A 20,183-nucleotide genomic window follows, 5' to 3' on the forward strand; every position below is an offset into this window, starting at 1 on the left:
TCAATTCTGAAAAATTCCTCTTACTTGGCCTTTTTCACGAAACGGTCGTCGAAGGTCTTGCTCAGATCGATCTTCGCCTTGGCGAGCTCCTCGTCGAACTGCACCAGCATGTTGTAGGCGCTCTTCATGCCTTCCTCGGGAATGATGCCGGTGCGCGAATAGGTCTCCAGCGAGTTCTTCACCGATTGCAGATAGAGAGGCTTGTCGCCCAGATAGTAGCTCTCGGGCACCGTGGCCACGATATCCTCGGGCTTGGCCTGCTCGATCCACTTCAGCGCCTTGTACAGGCCGTTGACCAGAGCCTGCGTGGTTTCCGGGTTCTTCTCGATGAACTCGCTCTTCAGATAGAGCACGGCCGCCGGGTTGGAGCCGCCGAAGATCGCCTTGGTGCCCTCTTCCGTGCGGCTGTCGGCCAGGATGAAGACGGTGCCGTCGCTTTGCAGCTTGGAGATCACCGGGTCGAGATGCGAGATGGCGTCGATCTCGCCCTTCTGCATCGCCGCCACGCCGGAGGCGCCGCCGCCGACCGCGATATAGGACGAGTCCTTGTAATTGCCGCCGGCCTTGGCGATCAGGTAGTTGACGAAGAAGTTGGTCGACGAGCCCGGCGCGGTGACGCCGATCTTCATGCCTTTCAGGTCGGCTGCGGTCTTGACCTTGCCCTGATGCTCCTTCTTCACGGCAACGACGATGCCGGGGAAGCGGCCAAGCTCCAGCACCGCGCGGATGTCCTGGCCCTTCTGCTGCATGCGGATGGTGTGCTCATAGGCGCCGGTGACGGCATCAACGCTGCCGCCGATCAGCGCCTGCAGCGACTTGGCACCGCCGCCGAAATCGTTGATCTCGACATCCAGGCCCTCGGTTTTGAAGAAGCCCTTCTGCTCGGCAATGGTGAGCGGCAGGTAATACAGGAGCGGCTTGCCGCCAACGCCGAGCGTCAGCTTGGGCTTCTCCGGCGCGGCTTGGGCTGCGCTGGCCGCCAGCGCCAGGGCTGCGGCGGCGATGAGTGTTCTGATCTTCATGTGGTTTCCTCCGTTTTTAATCCAGATATTTTTGGTTCAGGTGGTTCTTGCAGCGGTATCGGGCCGCCAGACCAGCAGGCGGTTCTCGATCATGGTGACGAACCAGTCGAGCAGGATGACGAAGATCGCGAGCACCAGCATGCCGGAAAAGACGCCGGTGACGTCGAAGACGCTCTCGGCCTCGTGGATCTTATAGCCAAGCCCCGCCGCCGAGCCGAGATACTCACCCACCACCGCGCCGATCAGCGCGAAGCCGACGCTGGTATGCAGGGACGAGAACATCCAGGTCAGGGCGGCCGGCCAGTAGACATGCCGCATGAGCTGCTTTTCGTTCATGCCCAGCATGCGGGCATTGGCAAGCACCGTGGGACTGACTTCCTTCACGCCCTGATAGACGTTGAAGAAGACGATGAAGAAGACCAGCGTGAAGCCCAGCGCCACCTTCGACCAGATGCCAAGGCCGAACCACAGCGCGAAGATCGGCGCCAGCACCACGCGGGGCAGCGCATTCGCCGCCTTCACGTAAGGATCGAACACGGCGGCCAGCAGCGCGCGGCGGGCAAAGGCGAAGCCCACCACGATGCCAGCGCCGGCGCCGATGGCGAAGGCCAGCACGGTTTCCAGCAGGGTGATGCCGAGATGGCGCCAGATTTCGCCGGAGGCAAAATCCTTCCAGGTGCGCTCCAGCACGTCGAGCGGTGTGGAGAAGAAGAAGGGCGGCAGAAGCGGCTTGCCGTCGATCACCGGCACGGTGGTGAGCAGATGCCAGATCACCAGGCTGGCGACGCCGACCAGGATTTGCAGGCCGAGCAGATTGGCGCGGTTCATGGCTGCACCCCCGTCACGGGCAGGTTCTCTCCTTGCGCATAGGCCTTCTGCACTTCCACCCGCAGGGTGGCCCAGATCGCCTTGTGGATATCGTGGAAGGCGGGTTCGGTGCGGATTTCGGCGATGTCGCGCGGCCGCGGCAGCGTCACCGTGTAATCGCCGACGATGCCGGCAGCAGGACCGGCCGACATCACCACCACGCGGTCGGCCAGCGCAATCGCCTCTTCCAGATCGTGGGTGACGAACAGCACGGCTTTTTTGTTGGCGGCCCACAGATCGAGCAGCAGATTGCCCATGATCTGCCGCGTCTGCGCATCCAGCGGGCCAAAAGGCTCGTCCATCAAAAGGATCTGCGGATCGCGGATCAGCATCTGCGCCAGCGCCACGCGCTTGCGCTGTCCGCCCGACAGCATATGCGGATAGCGGTCGGCGAAACCCTTCAGGCCGACGCGGGCCAGCCATTCGCGCGCGCGGCGCAAAGCTTCGGCTCTTGGCACGCCCTGCGGCTCCAGCGCCACGGCGACGTTGTCCACCGCGGTTTTCCACGGCATCAGCGCATCGGCCTGGAACAGATAGCCGGCCTTGGCATTCAGCCCGCTCAGCGCCGCGCCGTCGATCTCCACCTGTCCGGCGCTGGGTTTCAGCAGGCCGGCCGCCGCATTCAGCAGGGTCGATTTGCCGCAGCCGGTCGGCCCCACGATGGCGACAAACTCGCCCGGCTTAACAGCCAGATCGATGCCATGCACCGCGCGGTGCGTCGCGCCGTCCTTCAGGACAAAGGTGATGTCCACGCCGCGCAGATGCACGGCCGGGCGCGTCGTCGCGGCAACGGAAGCTAATTGGGCGGTGGTGGCGGCCACGCGGCTTTCCTCCCTTTTTTATCGTTCGGCCCGCGACGGTAGCGACGCAAGCTCCGTTCGTAAAGCCGTAAGAGCTTAACCCACTTGCCTTTTCGCGCATTTGCAGCCTGTATTCACGGGAGCGCCCGCGTTCGGGCGCGCAGCAGGGTGGGTCATGGATACGGTGACGCAGATCCTGTTCGGCGGCGTCGTCGGGCAGGCGGGATTTCGCAAGACGCTGGGACGCCGGGCGACTGCTGTGGGCGGTATGCTGGCGCTGCTGCCCGATCTCGACGTGATCAGCGGCTGGTTCAGCGACGATGTCGCCCATGCCTGGCTGTATCACCGCGGGATCACGCATGGCGTGGTGCCGACGCTGATCTATGGCGCGGCTCTGGGCTGGCTGGCCTGGCGGCTGGAGCGCATGCGGCGCGTACCCTTTGACATCAACGAGGACAATACCCGCCGCGCCTCCTGGATCTGGCTCGGGCTGTTATGCACCGCAACGCATCCCTTGCTCGATCTTTTTACCGCCTGGGGCACACAGCTTCTGGCGCCGTTCAGCAACCAGCGTTTCGCCATCGATGCACTGTCGATCATCGACCCGCTGTATTCGCTGCCGCTCATCATCGTCTTCCTGCTCGGCTTTTTCAGCCGCGCGAAAGGCAGCCGCTCGGCCTCAGGCATCGCCGCGGTGGACCTGCCGCAGCGGCTGGCGCAATGTGCCCTCATCTATGTGGCGCTTTACACGCTGATGGGCTGGGGTGTGGCGCTGAAGATGGAGCAGCGCGCGCGGTTTGAATTGGCCGAAAGCGGCAATGCCGGCCGCCATGGCGTGGAGGTTTCGGCCTATCCGACCCTGCTGCAGCCTTTCTGGCGGCGCATCGTGGCCGATACGGAAGACGAAATCCTGGTCGGCTTCTCCTCGCCGTTCGACGACCGCCCGATCCACTGGGAACGCTACACGCGCATCGATCATCATCCCGCCGTGCAGGCGGCGCTGGCGACACCGTCCGGCAAGGTCTTTCACTGGTTCGCCATGGGGCGGCTGCACTGGACGGTACTGGCCGATACCGGTTCGCCCGGCGGGCATATCGTGGAGGCGCGCGACTATCGTTACGGCCTGCCGGGCGGCAGCGAGCTTGGCTTCTGGGGCCTGCGCTACCGCTTCGATGCGCAGCACCGCCTGCGCGGCCGGCCGGAAATTCTGGCCGAGCGCCCGCCGCCCAGCCAGGGCGGCTTCAGGCAGATGTGGGACGGCCTCTGGGGAACGGATCGGCGCTGACCTATTGACCGGACTGGCGCGACGCGCAGCAATGGCTGCGCTCCGGCGGCTAGTTGCGAGGCTGGACGATTGCCAGACAAGTGCAGGCCAATGTCCCAAAAGCTATAGAGGCCTTGATCCATGGCGATTTGCCGTCGCCGGACCAAACGGTGATTCAGTGCTGACCTGCAAATCGCTCGAGAAGTGCTTAACAAACTTCAAAGAAACTGAACGGTCAGCATGACCACGTTATCGGGCAAGTCCCCTCATGTTGAAGAGCATGTCAGAGATGTTGAGATTTCATTCGCAGGGCTATGGAAGATCCGACATGGCGAGACAACGTCCTATGTCGGGAAGCAGCGGCGGGTTTTGGCCAGCAGGTCTCTACGCGCCGACATCGATCGGCGCGGTGCGTAGTCTGAGCCAGATGGCTTCCACCGTCAATGGGATCGCTCCCTGCCATAGCAAACACAGGATCCAGCGGCGCGCCAGAGCAGCCGTGGTCCTCACCATCCTTAAGACGAGATACGCACCCAGGTGGAAGGCCCGAACATTATCTACAGGGTCGCTCGACGAGCGCCCTCACGGCACTTGCAGAGAGGGGTCCTTCCACCTGGCATCCGACCGTTCGAGGAACGGCCGGTACTCTGTCCCCGTCTTGATAACGGCGTGAGCCACGCGCGCCATCTTGGCGGTCAGCGCCGTCATCGCCTTGCGGCGACGATCGGCATCATCCGCGTGCCCGGCGGTATATCGTCCGAGCTTGTCGCGGAAGCTATTGTCGCGCTGGCGCGCGGCGACCTGCGCGGCCATCCAGAAGGTCCGGCGCAATCGCGCGTTGCCGTACTTGGACAGCTTCGTACGGCCGCGGAACGTGCCGGACTGACAGGTCGCGAGATCGAGGCCGCAGAACTTGAGGAACTGACGGTGATGGCTGAAGCGACGAAGATCGCCTGCCTCGGCCAGGATCGTCAACGCGTTGATCGGGCCGATGCCCGGGATCTTGCGCAACAGTTTGTAATCGAGATGATCGGCGAGCCGGGCATGGGCAAGTCGTTCGATCTCGTCGCGCTGGTGGATAAGGCTGCGTCCTTGCGCGATCACCATGCGGAACATGGCGATCGCGGCCGAGTCCTCTGGCACCGGCAATGCCACAGAGCTGCACGCTGTCTCGTACACATCGTTGATCAGCCGGGCCTTGGAGACCTTGCGCCCGATCAGCGGCCAGACCTCCGCTGAGAAGGCCTCCTTGTTGAGCGCAGTGATACTGGCCGGGGTCGGGAACCGCTCGATCATCGCCAGGAACCAGTCCGACCGGCTGTTGCCGGCGAAGCGGGCGACCTCCGGGAAATAGAGCGGCAGGTAGTGGGTCAGTATGCGATGCCAAGTCTGGGTCTTCATCCGCGAGACTACCTCGTGCGTCTTTGACAGCTCCTGCAGGTCGTTGATGCCGGCGGCGAGCGGGTCGACGTAGCGTTGCGTGGCGCCGATCCGGAGCATGTGCAGGATGACTTGCGCGTCCTTCGGGTCGTTCTTGTCCCAGCCGTTGTGTAGCGCCTCCCTGGTGCGAGCGAGCGCCACTGACGAGATGAGCCGCAGCTCGAACCCGGCGGTCAGCAGGCGATGCGCGAGGGTCCGGTGGTAGTTGCCGGTCGCCTCGAAGCCGACCACAATGGGCCTTCCGATCGCGGCGAGCTGCTCGGCAAGCCGATCATAGTCCGTCTTGGTTGCAAGCACTGTCATGCGCCGGCGCCGGCCCCCTTCGGGGCGCTCAATGAGCACTTCCTGGCGGTTCTTCGCCATGTCGATCGCTACCAGCACGGCGTCGGCGGGTGTAGTAGAATGCTTGGTCATGGTCGGTCAGCCTCCAAGGTGTTGTCTCGACAACCTCACTTTAGAGACCTGTTGGCTGGCCATGACTTGCCCTGATGCAGCCTGCGGCCGCTTCGCGGCCTTGCCTCCATCAGGGCCTTGGCGACTCCCGAGCCGATTCTTCCCAATGTGCTACGGCCTGGAATTCGATAAATTCTGAACCGAGCGCGGCCCAGGCGCAGTGCCATTAAGCTTCCTGCCGCTACGAGCAATGTCAGTAAACCTTGCGGGGATATGATTGAGGTTGGTCCTCCCCGCGATTGCAGCAGCAAGCTTCCACTGGCATAAAAGACATCCGCAAACGGAGCAGTAAGCGAGCCCGGCAGCAGACCGGGCCGGCGCGGGAGGAAACATGCGCGTCATCATCACAGGCGCCGCCGGGTTCATCGGCCGCCAGCTCACCGCCGCATTGCTGGCGCGTGGTCATCTGACCGACAGCAGCGGCCAGCAAAGGCCGGTCACCGAACTCATTCTGGCCGATCAGGTGGCAGCGCCTTCGCCCATTGCCGGCAGTAATGGCGCTGGCCGCAACGGCGGAGCCAGCCAGCAAAGCAGCAGCCAGCCCGACAGCAGCCAGCCCAGCATCCGGCAGGCCACCGGCAATCTTTCCGATCCCGCTTTCCGCGCAAGGCTGTTCGCATCGCCCTTCGACAGCGTCTTCCATCTCGCGGCCACGCTGACCACCGATGCCGAACGCGACATCGCGAAAGGCCTGGAGGTGAATGTGCTCGGCATGCTCGATCTGCTGGCCGCCTGCCGCGCGCTGCGGTCTGCCGGCCATCCAGCGCCGAAGCTGGTCTTCGCCAGTTCCATTGCCACCTTCGGCGGCGCGCTGCCCGAGATCGTGGACGACAACACCGTGCAGCAGCCGCAGACCTCCTACGGCGTGCATAAGGTGATTGTCGAGCAGCTCATCAACGACCATAGCCGCCATGGCATCGTCGATGGCCGCGCGCTGCGCCTGCCTATCGTTCTGATGCGTCCGCCCGGCGCAGCACCATCGGTATCCGATGCCGTTGCGGCGGTCACGCGCACGCCGCTGCTGGGCCAGGATGTCTCGGTGCCCTTCAAGGCGGAGACGGTTCTGCCGGTTGTTTCCGTGCAGGCGGTGACGGCGGGTCTGCTGGCCGCGCACGATCTGCCGGCCACGGTTTTCGGCGCCAGCCGCGCGCTCAACCTGCCGGCCTTAAGCGTCAGCGTTGCCGAAATGCTCAAGGCGCTGTCGCGCGTCGGCCGCGGCCGCAAGCTCGGCCAGATCGGCTGGCGCGAGGATGCGGCCGTGCAGCGCATCGTCGATGGCTGGCCCAAGCGGTTCGAATCCGCGCTTGCCCGCCAGCATGGCATTCTGCCGGACGAATCCTTCGATGCGATCCTGCAGAGCTTTCTTGCATCCTATGAGGCGGCATCGGCAGCCGCGGGAGTTCCGGCATGAGCAGTCAGACGGGTGATCAGGCAATGGATCAGGGGAGCGCGGATATCTGCATCATCGGCGCGGGCTCGTCCGGCATCGCGGCGGCCAAGGCGCTGAAGCAGGCCGGGCTTTCCTTCGAGGTTTTCGAAAAGGGATCGGATATCGGCGGCAACTGGCGCTACAACAACGACAACGGCATGTCGTCGGCCTATCGCAGCCTGCATATCGATACCAGCCGGCGGAACCTGCAATATTCCGATTTCCCCATCCCAGAGACTTGGCCGGATTTCTGCTCGCACTGGCAGGTGATGGAATATCTCGACGCCTATGCAACACGCTTCGGCGTCAAGCCCTATGTCCGCTGCAGGACGGAAGTGAAAAGCGTCACCCCCGCTGAAGGCGGCGGCTGGACGGTGACGCTGGACAGCGGCGCGGCGAAAACCTATCGCGCGGTGCTCGTTGCCAATGGCCATCTGTGGGATGCGCGCTGGCCCGATTTCCCCGGCCAGTTCGACGGCATCGCGATCCACAGCCACGATTACAAGACCGCCGATCCCTTCGACGACAAGCGCGTTCTGGTGGTCGGCATCGGCAATTCCGCCGTCGACATCGCCGTCGATCTGTGCCGCCGGGCGAAGAGCGTGCATCTGTCCACCCGGCGCGGCGCCTGGATCATGCCGAAATACATCCTCGGCATTCCCACCGACCGCTGGTCGGCCTTCCTGTCGCGCAAGCTGCGCCTGCCCACCGTGGTCACGCGCATGATCATCAACAAGCTGATGTATCTGACGGTTGGCGACCAGGAACGCTATGGCGTGCCCAAGCCGCCGCATCCGATGTGGCGCGAGCATGCGACGATCAGCCAGGAACTGCTGCCCTATATCGGCCATGGCTGGATCAAGGTGAAGCCGAATGTGAAGGAGCTGCAGGGCAATCGCATCGCCTTCGTCGATGGCAGCACCGAGCCCTATGACGCGGTGATCTACGCTACCGGCTATCGCACGACCTTTCCCTTCCTCGACCGCTCGATCTTCTCAGTCGAAGACCGCCAGCCGGTGCAGCTTTACCGGCGCATGGTGGTGCCGCATCATCCGGGGCTGTTCTTCGTCGGCCTGGTGCAGCCGATCGGCGCGACAATTCCGCTTGTCGAAATCCAGTCGCGCTGGCTCGCAGCCCTGCTCAGCGGCAGGCTCACGCTGCCCGACCTTGCCACCATGAAGCAGGAGATCGCGGCTCACTGGCGCCATGTGCAGAGCCGCTATGTCGATTCCGCGCGCTATACGCTGGAAGTCGATTTCCGCGACTATGCCGCGCAGATGCGCCGCGACATGGAAAGCGGACGCGCCGGCTTATAGAACGCGGATCTGCATGATGCGGCCCTAGCCGACGGCGACCATCGCCTTTTCCGGCAGTGCCTGGGCCTGCACGGGCTCGGACTGTACTCGTTCGGGCGCCATGCTTTGCGCAAGCTTTTCCAGATTGGTGCGGCCCGGCGCCTTTCGCGGCGGAATGTAGCGCGGCACCGGCGGGAAGAAGCGCGCCATCATGCGCTGGGTATATTCCACCAGATTGTCGAGCTGCATCGCGCGCCGGCGCAGGCCTGAATCGAGCGGCGGCGTGATCAGGGAGGCGAGCATCGCCGCGGCGATGGCGTCCGTGCCGCTGATTTCGTTGCCGAACAGGAATTCGCTGTCGCCCAGCAGCATCGCCAGCGCCTCCAGCGAGCGGATGCCGAGCGCCGAGACATCCTCGATATTATGCCGGCCGATGCCATGCGCATGCATGGCGGCGCTCATTGTCGCCAGCGCCATGTTGCGCAGGTCCGATTGCAGTTCCACCGGCGCGTGGTCGAAGAAGCGGGCGGGTCCGGTCTCGAAATTCTCGCGCGGAATCCAGCGGAACCAAGTGATCGCCCATTTCAGGTGATCCTCCAGCATGCGCTCGATCGCCCAGGCCTCGGCGCGCTGGCGCGGCTTCAGTCCCGCATCGAGATCGATGCCGCGCGTATGTTCGATATGCGCGCGGATGAAGGTTGAATCCGAAACGACTGTGCCGTCGACATCGCGCAGGTACGGCAGCTTGCTCTTCGGCGCAGTGGCATGGCCGGTCACATCCTTCACATATGCAACGCCTGCCATCTTCAGTTGTATTTCCGTCTTCAGCACGAAGGGGCTGCTGTCGGGCAGGCCAAGCCAGGGGCCGAAGCCGTAGAGGGTGACGGGTCCGGTCTGGGCTTCTGTCGGCGTTGCGGCGGTCATGAGGCGCTCCGTTGTGTACAGGTGCGTTCAGGGCGTTCAGCGTTTCGTTGCATCCGGCATGCCTCTCTTGTACGCCAACCATGCTGACAGCATGCTGTCAGCAGCCTTCATGCAGGATGCGATCAGGACGATATTCCGATGCGCCGCGCCGACCGCCTGTTTCAGATCATCCAGATTCTGCGCCGGGCCCGAGCGCCGCTCACCGGCGAGGCCATCGCGCGGGAGCTGGAATGCTCCACCCGCACGGTCTATCGCGACATCGCCGACCTGATGGCGCAGCGCGTGCCGATCCGTGGCGAGGCCGGTCTCGGCTATGTGCTGGAAGGAGGCTATGACATGCCGCCGCTGATGCTGACGCCGGACGAAATCGATGCCGCTGTGCTGGGCGCGCAATGGGTTTCCGGCCAGGGCGATCCGGCCCTGGCGCGCGCGGCGCAGGATCTGATCGCCAAGATCGAAGCCGCCGTGCCGGAAAAGCTGCGGCCCTATCTGGCCGAGCCGCCCTCCTTTGTTTCGGTCGGGGCAGACGAACGTCCACTGGACCGCATCGACCTTGCCATGCTGCGGGCGCAGATCCGATTGGGGCGCAAGCTGGCGCTGGACTACACCGATGTGGAAGGCCGCACCACGCGGCGCATCATCTGGCCGATCACTCTGGGCTTCATGCAGACGGTGCGCATCATCGCCGCCTGGTGCGAACTGCGGCAGGATTTCCGCCATTTCCGCACCGACCGCATCGTGGCGGCCGAATTCCTCGAGGAACGCTATCCGCAGCGGCCGGCCGCCTTGCGCGCGCAGTGGCGGGAAACGATCAGGCGGGAAGCGGCGCAGCGCGGCGGACAAGGATAAAGGGAACCGTACCCGCCCAGCTTTGTTGGTAGGGCTCCACATCGCAACAGAGGAGCGGGCCATGAACTGGGATCAGGTCAAAGGCAATTGGAAGCAGATGAAGGGCAAGGTGCGCGAGCAGTGGGGCGATCTGACCGATGATGACATCGACCGGATCGCCGGCCAGCGCGAGCAGCTGGTCGGCCGGGTGCAGGAACGCTATGGCTGCGCCAAGGAAGAAGCCGAGCGCCAGGTAGATGACTGGTCGCGCAAGATCAATTGATCCGCTTCAAGACGATTAAACGGTAAGACAGCAGGCTCCATCCGTAAGCGGATGGAGCCTGTTTTTCTTTAATTACGCCAATTGGCATGCCATCCGCGTCACAGAAAGGTCGCACCGTTTAATAGAAGATTGAGAGAAGATGACTTTAGCGCATCGCAAATCGCTGGATGCGGGTGGGGTCCGATCATGAGAGATATGGTGCCGGGGAACGTCCTGCAAAGCATGTGGGCCTGCCGCATGTGCCATGGCACAAGGCGGGTCTATATCGGCGACGAGGATTGTCCTTGTCCGACCTGCGACGGGACCGGGATCAGCCTGTCGAGCATCGTCAGTGTTGTCGTGATAGGATTGCTGGCCGGCTGGCTGGCTTTCTCCTATGCCCTGCCGACGCAGACCGTTCCGGTGCCGACCCCAGTGCCGACCCCAGTGCCGACCCCTGGGCCCATCATCGCCTCGCCCTTGCAGGACAGCGGCTAGCACGCACAGCCGCGGCGCCTTGCCTTTCCCAAACGACGTTGCTGCGCGGAACAAATCTGCTGCGCGCGTTTTGTAGCCTGTTGGCATGGCATCGACATGGCTTGGCCACTTTCCTGAGCCAGGCAGAACGGGGGATCCAATGCATGACGCCTGGAAATGCTGGACCTGTCAGGGCAGCGGTCAGGTCGATCATGGCAATGGAACGCCCCGCATCTGCGCCGCCTGCAAGGGGCATGGCGTCAGCCTCTCCGGCACCGCCGCGGTCTTCGTGATGAGCGGGCTCGTCGGCGGGCTCCTGTTCTTCACCGATCTGAACACGCCCGGCCTGAACACGCTGGGCCTGTTTGCGCAGATCGAGCGGATCGAGGCCGTTCTCGATGCGACGAAGCGGCCGGAAAGCGCGGTGCTGATCCTGCATTGGAACGAGGAAGCGACGGCGTCGGGGCTTCAGGCCGAACTGGAGCCGAGAATGCTGCAGATAGGAACAGGCGTGAAGGCGGAGATACAGGCGGCGGTCGGCAAGCCCTGAGCCTGCCGCAATCCACAGTTCGACCTGTCCCAGAACGCCATCGGCACCGATGCCTTGACCCTCTGGCGGTGACCCTCTGGCGGGGGCAGCGGCGGTCTTCTATACTGGCGCGGCTATGTCGTCTCGATTACATCGCGGCCAGGGTCAGCCCTCTGCAGGCGAAATTCCTTGGCCGGCGAAGCTGCGCTTAAAGCCGCAGCCCATCCTTGATTTCCGGCCTGCATCCGCGGATCAGCCATGCTTGCGCTTGAACTGGCGCTGATCTTCGCGCTGATCCTGCTCAACGGCCTGCTCGCCATGTCGGAACTGGCGGTGGTGTCCGCCCGCAAGGCGCGGCTGCAGGCGATGCTGCGCAAGGGACGCAAGGGCGCGCGCAGCGCCATGGCGCTGGCCGCCGATCCGGGCCGTTTTCTCTCGGCCGTGCAGATCGGCATCACGCTCGTCGGCGTGCTGGCGGGCGCCTTCTCCGGCGCGACCTTGGCTGATCGCTTCTCGACCTGGCTGATGGAGACGCTTGGCCTGACCGAAGCCAGCGCCGATACCATCGCTTTCGCCATCGTGGTCGGCTCGGTCACGTATCTGTCGCTGATCGTCGGCGAGCTGGTGCCCAAGCAGATCGCGCTGAAAAATCCTGAAGCCATCGCGGTTGCGGTCGCGCCTTTGATGTCGGCGCTTGCGCGTATCGCAGCGCCTCTGGTCTGGCTGCTTGATCACTCCTCGCAGCTTGTGCTGCGTCTGACTGGCCAGAACAGCGCCGCCAGCAATGCGGTGACGGAAGAAGAGATCCGCCATCTGGTGGCGGAGGCGGAAAGCGCGGGCACGGTAGAGCCTGCGGAACGCCAGATGATTGCCGCCGTGCTGAAGCTCGGCGACCGCTCGGTGCGCGCGGTGATGACGCCGCGCCACGAACTCGATTGGCTCGATCTCGATGCGCGGCGCGAGGCGCAGCTGAAATGTCTGCGCGAAACCGTGCATCTGCGCCTGCCGGCTGCGCATGGCTCGGTCGACGAGCCGCTCGGCGCCATCAGCGTCAAAGACGTGCTGAACGCGTTGCTGGACGGCAAGCTGAGCACCGATGCGATCGGCAAGCCGAATGGCGAAGGCCTGGCGGCGCTGGTGCAGCCGGTCTCTGCCGTGCATGAAAGCGCCGATGTGCTGGACGTTCTGGCCTTGCTGAAACGCTCGCCCAGCGGCATGGCGTTCGTCGTCGATGAATTCGGCAGCCTGGAAGGTGTGGTCACGGCCTCCGACATTCTGGAAAGCATCGCCGGCGGCTTTGCGCTGCCCGATAGCGAGCAGCCGCAGGCAGTGCGCCGCCATGACGGCTCATGGCTGATCGACGGCCTGCTGGCGCGCGACGATTTCGCCGAACGGCTGGGCCTGACGCTGCCCGAACATGCCGAGCATCATACCGTGGCCGGTTTCCTGCTGGATTGCTTCGGCCGCGTGCCGGCCGCCGGCGATAGCATCGACTGGCAGGGCTGGCACTTTGAGGTAGTGGATATGGATGGCCGCCGCATCGACAAGGTGCTGGCCGTGCCGCCGCCGGCTGCCGCCGACGCGGATTAAATCCGCCGCCAGTTTGGTCCGGTTCTAAGAAAGCAAAGTCTTTGGAAAAGGGAACCCTGGACAAAAAAAAGGGGCCGCACCTCAGTGCGGCCCAAGTCTAGGGAGGAAACGCCCGAGAAGGGCATGCAACAAACCGGAAAGCTTGTTGCGATGCACAATGTAATTGGGAACCGGGTGCAGCGCAAGAGGAAAGTTAGGATAAATCGTCGCACCTATGATATCAGCGACTTAGGTCATTTTCTGACCATTTGAAGCCGATTCCCCGACATATTGTTCGCGTAAATCCTATTGTGCAGGCGCGAATTGTCGGGGAGTGTTGCGCCCAAGACACAGGCAGCCGCCTTCATGGTGACTTTTTAAGCAGCGTTAATTCTATCTGACAAGCCGGTTAAAACCACGCCAGCGCCGTCAGGGGCTAAAAATTTTATGCCGCCGGACGGTCCTCCGAAGAAGGGTCCGAATCTTCCGGGGCATTCTCCCGCTCCAGGCGGCCGCGCCGCTGCAGGGTCACGGCAAGGCTCCAGCACATCGCCGCCCAGGCGCTGCCCGCGATCCAGCCGCCCAGCACGTCGCTCGGCCAGTGCACCCCGAGATAAACCCGGCTGATGCCGATCAGCAGGGTCAGCAGCAGGGCCAGCAGCATGATGTAGGCTTTCAGCCGCCTGCGCGTCTCGGTGCGGGCGAGCAGCGCGCCCAGGGTCAGATAAGTCACGGCGGCCATCATCGCATGGCCACTGGGGAAGCTGGCCGTGTAGACGGTCATGCCATGCGGCACGAGATCGGGACGCGGCCGGTCGAAACCCAGTTTCAGCAGCGAAGACAGAAGCTGCCCGCCGCCGACGGCGAGAAAGACGAACAGCGCCGTGCGATGCCGCCGGCGCAGCAGCAGATAGATCACCGCAGCCAAAGTGAGAAACACCAACGGCCCGGTGCTGCCGAAGGCGGTCACATCGCGCATCATCTCTTCCAGCCAGCGCGGGCCGATCGGCTCGGCTAAATCGCCGGCCTTGCGCATCGCCAGCAGCAGGGCGGGGTCGATCCGATGCGTTTCGCCTTCCAGGATTTCGTCGGCCAGTTCGATGAACAGCCAGACGGCGCCGGCAACAAATCCCGGCACCAGCAGAAGCGACAATTCATAGCGGCCAAGCCTGGCCAGCAGCCTCTGCGCAAAAGAGAAGGCGGGCAGTGTCATTGCCGTAGGCTTATGCGTGGCTTCTTGTGCATGGCTTTGGTCCATGGGCCTTTTATATAGGCCGCCTGCCATGCCGCCCAATATGCCGATCGTTCAAGGCCCGGATCGCTCCGGGCCTTATGCGATGCGCCTCGATGCGGTTGCGCCGATGCGGCGTTGATGCAGCAGGCTCAGCGGGCCATGCCGTGATATTCCTCGTTCGGCATCATCTCGATGGCAGCCGCCATGCGGTTCGACATGTTGAAGAAGCTGGCGGTGGCAGCGATGTCCCAGATGTCGCGGTCGGTCCAGCCCGCCTTGCGCAAGGCTTCACGGTCGGCTTCCACGATCTTGTCCGGCGTCTCGGTCAGCTTGGCGGCGAAGTCCAAAGCGGCGCGCATCTTTGGCGTCAGCTCAGCACTGCGGTAATTCATCACCATCAGCTCACCGAGTTTCGGATCGCCCGATAGCTGGCGCACCGCCGCGCCATGGGCGGTGAGACAGTAGAAGCAGTGATTGATGCTGCTGACGACGACCGCAATCATCTCGCGCTCCAGCTTGGAAAGCCCGGACTGTCCCAGCATCAGCTCGTTATACATCTCGGTGAAGCCGCGCAGCTTCTTGGCATCGAAGCTGTAGCTGAGCAGCACATTCGGCACGAAGCCGATCTTCTCGTCGCATTTGGCGAAATAGGCCTGCGTGTCGGCATCCAGCTCCTTGCGGGCCGGGATCGGGATATTCAGGGCATGCACGCGCTTGGGCTGAGACATAAGCTTCCTCCAGGCTTCCTCCAGATTGTGAGGAAGATTAGAGCGCACAGCGGCGTATGGGAATGACCGGCGGGGCCATACCCTCACCCCCAAATAGCTGATGCGAGGGCCCCTCCTTCTCCCGCAGACGTAAGCGAGGGGATGAAAAGCAAAGAACTGACGCTTCTCCTCCCTCTTCCTCAGAGAGAGGGGGCCGGGAGGGCGAGGGATTGCAGAGTATTGCGCCTAGCGCCTGTCGAAGTCGGTCTTGAACTCGCCGACCTGGCCCCGATGGCGCAGCAGATGGTCGGCCAGCACCAGCGCCATCATGGCTTCGCCCACCGGAACCGCACGGATGCCGACGCAGGGATCGTGACGGCCCTTGGTGGTGATCTCGGTTTCGTTGCCGAAGCGGTCTATGGTCTCGCGCGGATTTAAGATCGATGAGGTCGGCTTCACGGCGAAGCGCACGACGATGTCCTGGCCCGACGAGATGCCGCCGAGGATGCCGCCGGCATGATTGGAGCGAAAGCGCGGACGGCCATCCTCATCGATGCGGATTTCGTCGGCATTCTCTTCGCCGGTCAAGCGCGAGGCAGCAAAGCCCGCGCCGATCTCGACGCCCTTCACCGCATTGATGCTCATCATCGCTGCGGCGAGATCGGCATCCAGCTTGCCATAGATGGGCGCGCCAAGGCCGGCGGGGATGCCGCTGGCATGCACCTCCACGACGGCGCCGACGGATGAGCCCGCCTTGCGGATGCCGTCGAGATAGTCTTCCCATTCCATCGCCATCTTCGGATCGGGGCACCAGAAGGGATTCTGCGTCGTGCTGGTCCAGTTCCAGTTGGCGTAATCGATGCTTTTCTCGCCGATCTGCACCAGCGCGCCGCGAATGGACACGCCGGGGCCGAGGATATGGGTCAGCACCTTGCGCGCCACGGCACCAGCGGCGACGCGGGCGGCTGTTTCGCGCGCAGACGAGCGTCCGCCGCCGCGATAGTCGCGGATGCCGTATTTGGCCCAGTAGGTATAATCGGCATGGCCAGGGCGGAACTTGTCGACGATCTCGCCGTAATCCTTCGACCGCTGGTCGACATTCTCGATGATCAGCGAGATCGGCGTGCCTGTGGTCTTGCCTTCAAACGTGCCGGAGAGGATCTTCACCTGATCCGGCTCGCGCCGCTGGGTGACAAAGCGCGAGGAGCCCGGCTTGCGCTGGTCGAGCCAGTGCTGGATGTCGGATTCCGTCAGCGCGATCTGCGGCGGCGCGCCGTCGATCACGCAGCCCAGAGCCGGCCCGTGACTCTCGCCCCAGGTGGTGAAGCGGAAGAGCCTGCCGAAGCTGTTATCCGACATATGCCTTGCCCGCTTCCGCCTATTCGGCCTTCTTGCCGCCGAGCGACAGCAGCAGCTCGGCCACCGACGCTGCCTGGTCCACCGCCACCATGCCGACGCTGTGATAGCCGGCATCGACGTGATGCACTTCGCCGGTCACGCCCGCGCCGAGATCCGACAGCAGATACAGGCCGGCGCCGCCGACCTGCTCGATGGTGACATTGCGACGGAGCGGCGCATTCAGCTCGTTCCACTTCAGGATATAGCGGAAATCGCCAATGCCGCTGGCCGCGAGCGTCTTGATCGGACCAGCCGAGATCGCGTTGACGCGGATGCCCTGCTTGCCGAGATCGGCGGCGAGATAGCGCACGCTGGCTTCCAGCGCGGCTTTCGCCACGCCCATCACGTTGTAATGCGGCATGACGCGCTCGGCGCCGTAATAGGTGAGCGTCACCGCTGCGCCGCCATCGGTCATCAGCTTCTCGGCGCGCTGCATGACCGCCGTGAAGCTGTAGCAGCTCACATTCATGCTGAGCGCGAAATTCTCCGGGCTGGTATCGATGTAGCGACCCTTGAGCTCTTCCTTGTCGGAATAGGCGATGGCATGGACGAGGAAGTCGAGCTTGCCCCAGTCCTTCTTCAGCGTGTCGAACACCGCATCGATGGAGGCGGCGTTGGTGACGTCGCATTCCAGGATGTGCTTGGAATTCACTGATTGCGCCAGCGGCCGCACCCGGCGCTCCAGCGCCTCGCCCTGATAGGTGAAGGCCAATTCGGCGCCCTGGGCGTGCACGGCCTTGGCAATACCCCAGGCAAGCGAACGGTCATTGGCGACGCCCATGATGAGGCCGCGGCGACCCTGCATGATCTGGCCGGCCATCTGCGGTTGTTGCGACATGAATCCCTCGAAAGAATGACTTGTGGCCTGGCAGCATGGCCGGCGCATAGGCGGGGGAGATTACTCGAAAGGGGGCCGCAGGCCAAGGTGGATAACCCTTTTAGGAACAAAGACTTGTAAGGATTTTCGATTCGTCTGGCGGTGGTGCCGGCCCGGATCGCGGCCAGCCCCAATCAGGGGCGGACGGCGCAGGGGGCGAAGCGCAGGATGTGCCGCCTGAATGCCCATGCGGCATGACGCAGGGGAGGCCCGAAGCGGCGCTTCAATTGCCAACCCGCGGAGATGGCGGACCGGGCCGGATGAAAGCCCCAAAGCAGCAGGCGCAGAACACCCGCTCACCTAGGGTGGCAGAGCGGCATCGGCATGGCCGCGCTTTCCGCTAAGTGCGGGAAGTAATGAGTGAATTTGATCAAGATCAACCACGCCGGGTGCGGGTTTGTTACCTTGCGGCCGTCTCCCGCAGGCCATGCCAAGCGGGCCAGACCAACAAGCATGGAGTAACGCATGTCCGCGTCTATCACCGCCTCGCTTTCAGCGCCCCGTAATGCGGCGTCGGCCCATTCCACCAAGCCGGCAACGCGCCGTTCGGGCCTGCCGGTGATCTATCGAATCATGGCGATCATCGGTGTCGCCATCATCAGCCTGATCGGGCAGCTTGGCGTCGATCTCTATCAGCTGCGCGAGCAGCTGCTGGAAGACCGCGCCTCCAAGACCCGCGAACTGGTCGAGGTCGCCTATGGCGTGGTCACCTTCCATGCGGCGCAGGCGGAACGCGGCACCGTCAGCCGCGAAGAGGCGCAGGCTGCCGCGCTGGCGGCCCTGCAGGGGCTGCGTTACAGCGGCAATGAATATTTCTGGGTCAACGATCAGTCGCCCAAGCTGCTGATGCATCCTTTCGCCAAGGATCTGGTCGGCAAGGATGTCAGCAACTATGCCGATCCGGACGGCAAGCGGATCTTCATCGAATTCTCCAGGATCGCGCGCGAAAAGGGCGGCGGCGAGGTGGCCTATCGCTGGCCGAAGCCGGGCGCCGACGAGCCGGTGGCGAAGATTTCCTATGTGAAGGCCTATGCGCCCTGGGGCTGGGTGATCGGCAGCGGCATCTATCTCGACGACGTCGATGCCGTCATGCGCAGTCAGATCATCAAGACGGGCATCACGGTGACCGCCAATGGCGTGATGCTGGTGCTGTTCGGCTGGCTGCTGGCGCGCGCGGTTGCACGGCCTTTGCAGGCGCTGACGGGTGCTATCGAGCGTCTGGCCGAGCGTGACTGGACCACCGAGGTGCCGCATACAGGCAAGGGCGACGAAATCGGCGCCATTGCACGCGCGGTTGAAATCTTCAAGACCAACGGCATCGAGCACGAGCGGCTGCAGAACGAGACCGAAGCGATGCGCCGCGCCGAAGACGAGCGGCGGATGGAGCGCGAGGCACGCGAAGCGGCTGCGGCGGCCGAGATCGCAGCCCTGTGCGACGAGATCGCCCATGGCCATTTCCAGACCCGGCTTGATGAAGCCAGCAAGGAAGGCTTCCTGCTGGATGTCAGCCGCCGGCTGAATCATCTGACCGAGACGCTGGAGCAGGTGACGGGCGAACTGGCCGATGTGATGCACGGCATGGCCGAAGGTGATGTCAGCCGCGCGGTGCATGGCGAATATCACGGCGTCTTCGCCGACCTGAAGCAGAGCGCCAACCGCATGGCCTCCACCATGCGCAGCTTCGCCGAAGAACTGCTGGTCTCTTCAGCGACCCTGCGGCAATCCTCGGCGGAAATCTCGGCCGGCTCGGAGGATCTGGCGCACCGCACCGAAAGCCAGGCGGCAACCCTGGAAGAAACCGCCGCGGCGATGCACGAGGTCACGACTACCGTGCGGCAGAATGCCGACAACGCCAAGGCTGCCGACGAACTGGCGGAGGTGGCGCGCAGCACCGCGCATCGCGGCGGCGACGTGGTTGCCGGCGTGGTCGAGGCGATGAACGGCATCGAACAGAGTGCGCAGAAGATCTCCGACATCGTGGCTATGATCGACGAGATCGCGTTCCAGACGAACCTGCTGGCCCTGAACGCGAGCGTCGAAGCGGCGCGGGCCGGCGATGCCGGCAAGGGCTTCGCCGTCGTTGCGCAGGAAGTGCGCGCGCTGGCGCAGCGCTCGGCCAATGCATCAAAAGAGATCAAGGACCTGATCCAGGCCTCGACCTCCCAGGTGCAGGATGGCGTGCGTCAGGTGCATCAGGCGGGCGAGGCGCTGAAGGATATCGTCGGCTCGGTGGAGAAGGTGACGTCCATCGTCGGCGAGATCGCCACCGCTTCGGCCGAGCAGTCGCGCGGCCTGGATGAGGTGAACATCGCCATCGGCCAGATGGATGAGATCACGCAGCGCAACGCTGCGCTGGTGGAAGAGACCCATGCATCGGCGCAGTCGCTTGCCAATATGGCGCAGAGCCTGGCGGAACTGACCAGCTTCTTCCAGCTGGGCGAGAAGCATGAGGAACATCGCCAGGCGCCGCGCCATGAGGGGCGCTCGGGCGATATGGTCACGGTGAACGGCAAGGAGGTGCCGTTGCGCAACTGGTCGCGCATCGGACTCTTCTTCGGTCCGCTGGAGCCGACGCCGCCGCTGAATGCGACGCTGCCGCTCACGGTATCGGTGGCGACGGATCGCGGCCGGCTGAACTTTGCCTGCACCGGCACGGTGGCGCGCATCGACGGCGATTATATTGCTGTGCGCTATACCTGCGAGGATGCGGCGGCGGTCGAGGCGATCAAGACCTATTTCGCCGCCGACGAACGCTAGGACTGCAGGATGAAAGCTGGCGGCGAGTCGCTAGCATCGCCGCCAGCATGA

General features: G+C 63.7%; 17 protein-coding genes and 1 pseudogene. 9 read left to right on the forward strand and 9 right to left on the reverse strand.

What is annotated here, in order from left to right:
* Positions 1-20: 20 nt before the first annotated feature.
* The 3 genes from Q0603_RS18540 to Q0603_RS18550 are packed head-to-tail and all read right to left on the reverse strand — an operon-like array spanning position 21 to position 2,710.
* Entirely contained in the window at positions 21-1,022 is a 1,002-nt protein-coding gene (locus Q0603_RS18540; RefSeq protein ID WP_298728503.1) for an ABC transporter substrate-binding protein, read from the reverse strand.
* A 36-nt stretch (positions 1,023-1,058) separates the two neighbouring features.
* A complete protein-coding gene (locus Q0603_RS18545; protein ID WP_298728505.1) occupies positions 1,059-1,850 on the reverse strand; it encodes an ABC transporter permease in 792 nt (263 codons plus the stop codon).
* On the reverse strand, positions 1,847-2,710 hold the full coding sequence (locus tag Q0603_RS18550) for an ABC transporter ATP-binding protein (protein ID WP_298728507.1): 864 nt from the start codon (positions 2,708-2,710) through the stop codon (positions 1,847-1,849). Before Q0603_RS18550 ends, Q0603_RS18545 begins: the two co-directional genes overlap by 4 nt.
* Positions 2,711-2,864: 154 nt before the next feature.
* On the opposite strand from Q0603_RS18550, the gene Q0603_RS18555 reads away from it, so the two are divergent.
* Entirely contained in the window at positions 2,865-3,974 is a 1,110-nt protein-coding gene (locus Q0603_RS18555; protein ID WP_298728509.1) for a metal-dependent hydrolase, read from the forward strand.
* Between the two features lie 536 nt (positions 3,975-4,510).
* Here the strand turns inward: Q0603_RS18555 and Q0603_RS18560 are convergent.
* A pseudogene (locus Q0603_RS18560) lies at positions 4,511-5,807 on the reverse strand (IS110 family transposase).
* 370 nt (positions 5,808-6,177) lie between these two features.
* Here Q0603_RS18560 and Q0603_RS18565 point away from each other — a divergent pair.
* Both Q0603_RS18565 and Q0603_RS18570 read left to right on the forward strand, forming a co-directional pair.
* Positions 6,178-7,257, forward strand: a complete 1,080-nt coding sequence (locus Q0603_RS18565) for an NAD-dependent epimerase/dehydratase family protein (RefSeq protein WP_298728511.1) — start codon at positions 6,178-6,180, stop codon at positions 7,255-7,257.
* Positions 7,254-8,591 (forward strand): NAD(P)-binding domain-containing protein, encoded by a 1,338-nt coding sequence (locus Q0603_RS18570; RefSeq protein WP_298728513.1) that lies wholly within the window; start codon positions 7,254-7,256, stop codon positions 8,589-8,591. Before Q0603_RS18565 ends, Q0603_RS18570 begins: the two co-directional genes overlap by 4 nt.
* A gap of 24 nt (positions 8,592-8,615) precedes the next feature.
* On the opposite strand, the gene Q0603_RS18575 is transcribed toward Q0603_RS18570, so the two are convergent.
* Complete coding sequence (locus Q0603_RS18575) at positions 8,616-9,494, reverse strand: glutathione S-transferase family protein (RefSeq protein WP_298728515.1); 879 nt, start codon at positions 9,492-9,494, stop codon at positions 8,616-8,618.
* 138 nt (positions 9,495-9,632) lie between these two features.
* Between Q0603_RS18575 and Q0603_RS18580 the strand changes: the two genes are divergently transcribed.
* The 5 genes from Q0603_RS18580 (at position 9,633) to Q0603_RS18600 (ending at position 13,180) form a co-directional block, all read left to right on the forward strand.
* Positions 9,633-10,343, forward strand: coding sequence for a YafY family protein (locus Q0603_RS18580; RefSeq protein WP_298728517.1), 711 nt, complete (start codon positions 9,633-9,635; stop codon positions 10,341-10,343).
* A 61-nt stretch (positions 10,344-10,404) separates the two neighbouring features.
* Positions 10,405-10,605, forward strand: a complete 201-nt coding sequence (locus tag Q0603_RS18585; protein ID WP_298728519.1) for a CsbD family protein — start codon at positions 10,405-10,407, stop codon at positions 10,603-10,605.
* 186 nt (positions 10,606-10,791) lie between these two features.
* Positions 10,792-11,082 (forward strand): hypothetical protein, encoded by a 291-nt coding sequence (locus Q0603_RS18590; RefSeq protein WP_298728521.1) that lies wholly within the window; start codon positions 10,792-10,794, stop codon positions 11,080-11,082.
* A gap of 139 nt (positions 11,083-11,221) precedes the next feature.
* Entirely contained in the window at positions 11,222-11,611 is a 390-nt protein-coding gene (locus Q0603_RS18595) for a hypothetical protein (protein ID WP_298728523.1), read from the forward strand.
* A gap of 237 nt (positions 11,612-11,848) precedes the next feature.
* A complete protein-coding gene (locus Q0603_RS18600) occupies positions 11,849-13,180 on the forward strand; it encodes a hemolysin family protein (protein ID WP_298728526.1) in 1,332 nt (443 codons plus the stop codon).
* Between the two features lie 424 nt (positions 13,181-13,604).
* On the opposite strand, the gene Q0603_RS18605 is transcribed toward Q0603_RS18600, so the two are convergent.
* From Q0603_RS18605 to fabI, 4 genes are all read right to left on the reverse strand, one after another.
* A complete protein-coding gene (locus tag Q0603_RS18605) occupies positions 13,605-14,372 on the reverse strand; it encodes a phosphatase PAP2 family protein (RefSeq protein ID WP_298728528.1) in 768 nt (255 codons plus the stop codon).
* A gap of 170 nt (positions 14,373-14,542) precedes the next feature.
* Complete coding sequence (locus tag Q0603_RS18610) at positions 14,543-15,121, reverse strand: peroxidase-related enzyme (protein WP_298728530.1); 579 nt, start codon at positions 15,119-15,121, stop codon at positions 14,543-14,545.
* Positions 15,122-15,346: 225 nt separating this feature from the next.
* On the reverse strand, positions 15,347-16,459 hold the full coding sequence (gene aroC / locus Q0603_RS18615; protein WP_298728532.1) for a chorismate synthase: 1,113 nt from the start codon (positions 16,457-16,459) through the stop codon (positions 15,347-15,349).
* Between the two features lie 19 nt (positions 16,460-16,478).
* The gene (gene fabI, locus Q0603_RS18620) at positions 16,479-17,336 is read right to left on the reverse strand and encodes an enoyl-ACP reductase FabI (protein WP_298728534.1); all 858 of its coding nucleotides are present in this window, start codon (positions 17,334-17,336) and stop codon (positions 16,479-16,481) included.
* A 504-nt stretch (positions 17,337-17,840) separates the two neighbouring features.
* Here fabI and Q0603_RS18625 point away from each other — a divergent pair.
* The gene (locus tag Q0603_RS18625; RefSeq protein WP_298728536.1) at positions 17,841-20,132 is read left to right on the forward strand and encodes a methyl-accepting chemotaxis protein; all 2,292 of its coding nucleotides are present in this window, start codon (positions 17,841-17,843) and stop codon (positions 20,130-20,132) included.
* Positions 20,133-20,183 lie beyond the last annotated feature (51 nt).

This window comes from uncultured Ferrovibrio sp. (assembly GCF_937960835.1).
Lineage (GTDB): Bacteria > Pseudomonadota > Alphaproteobacteria > Ferrovibrionales > Ferrovibrionaceae > Ferrovibrio.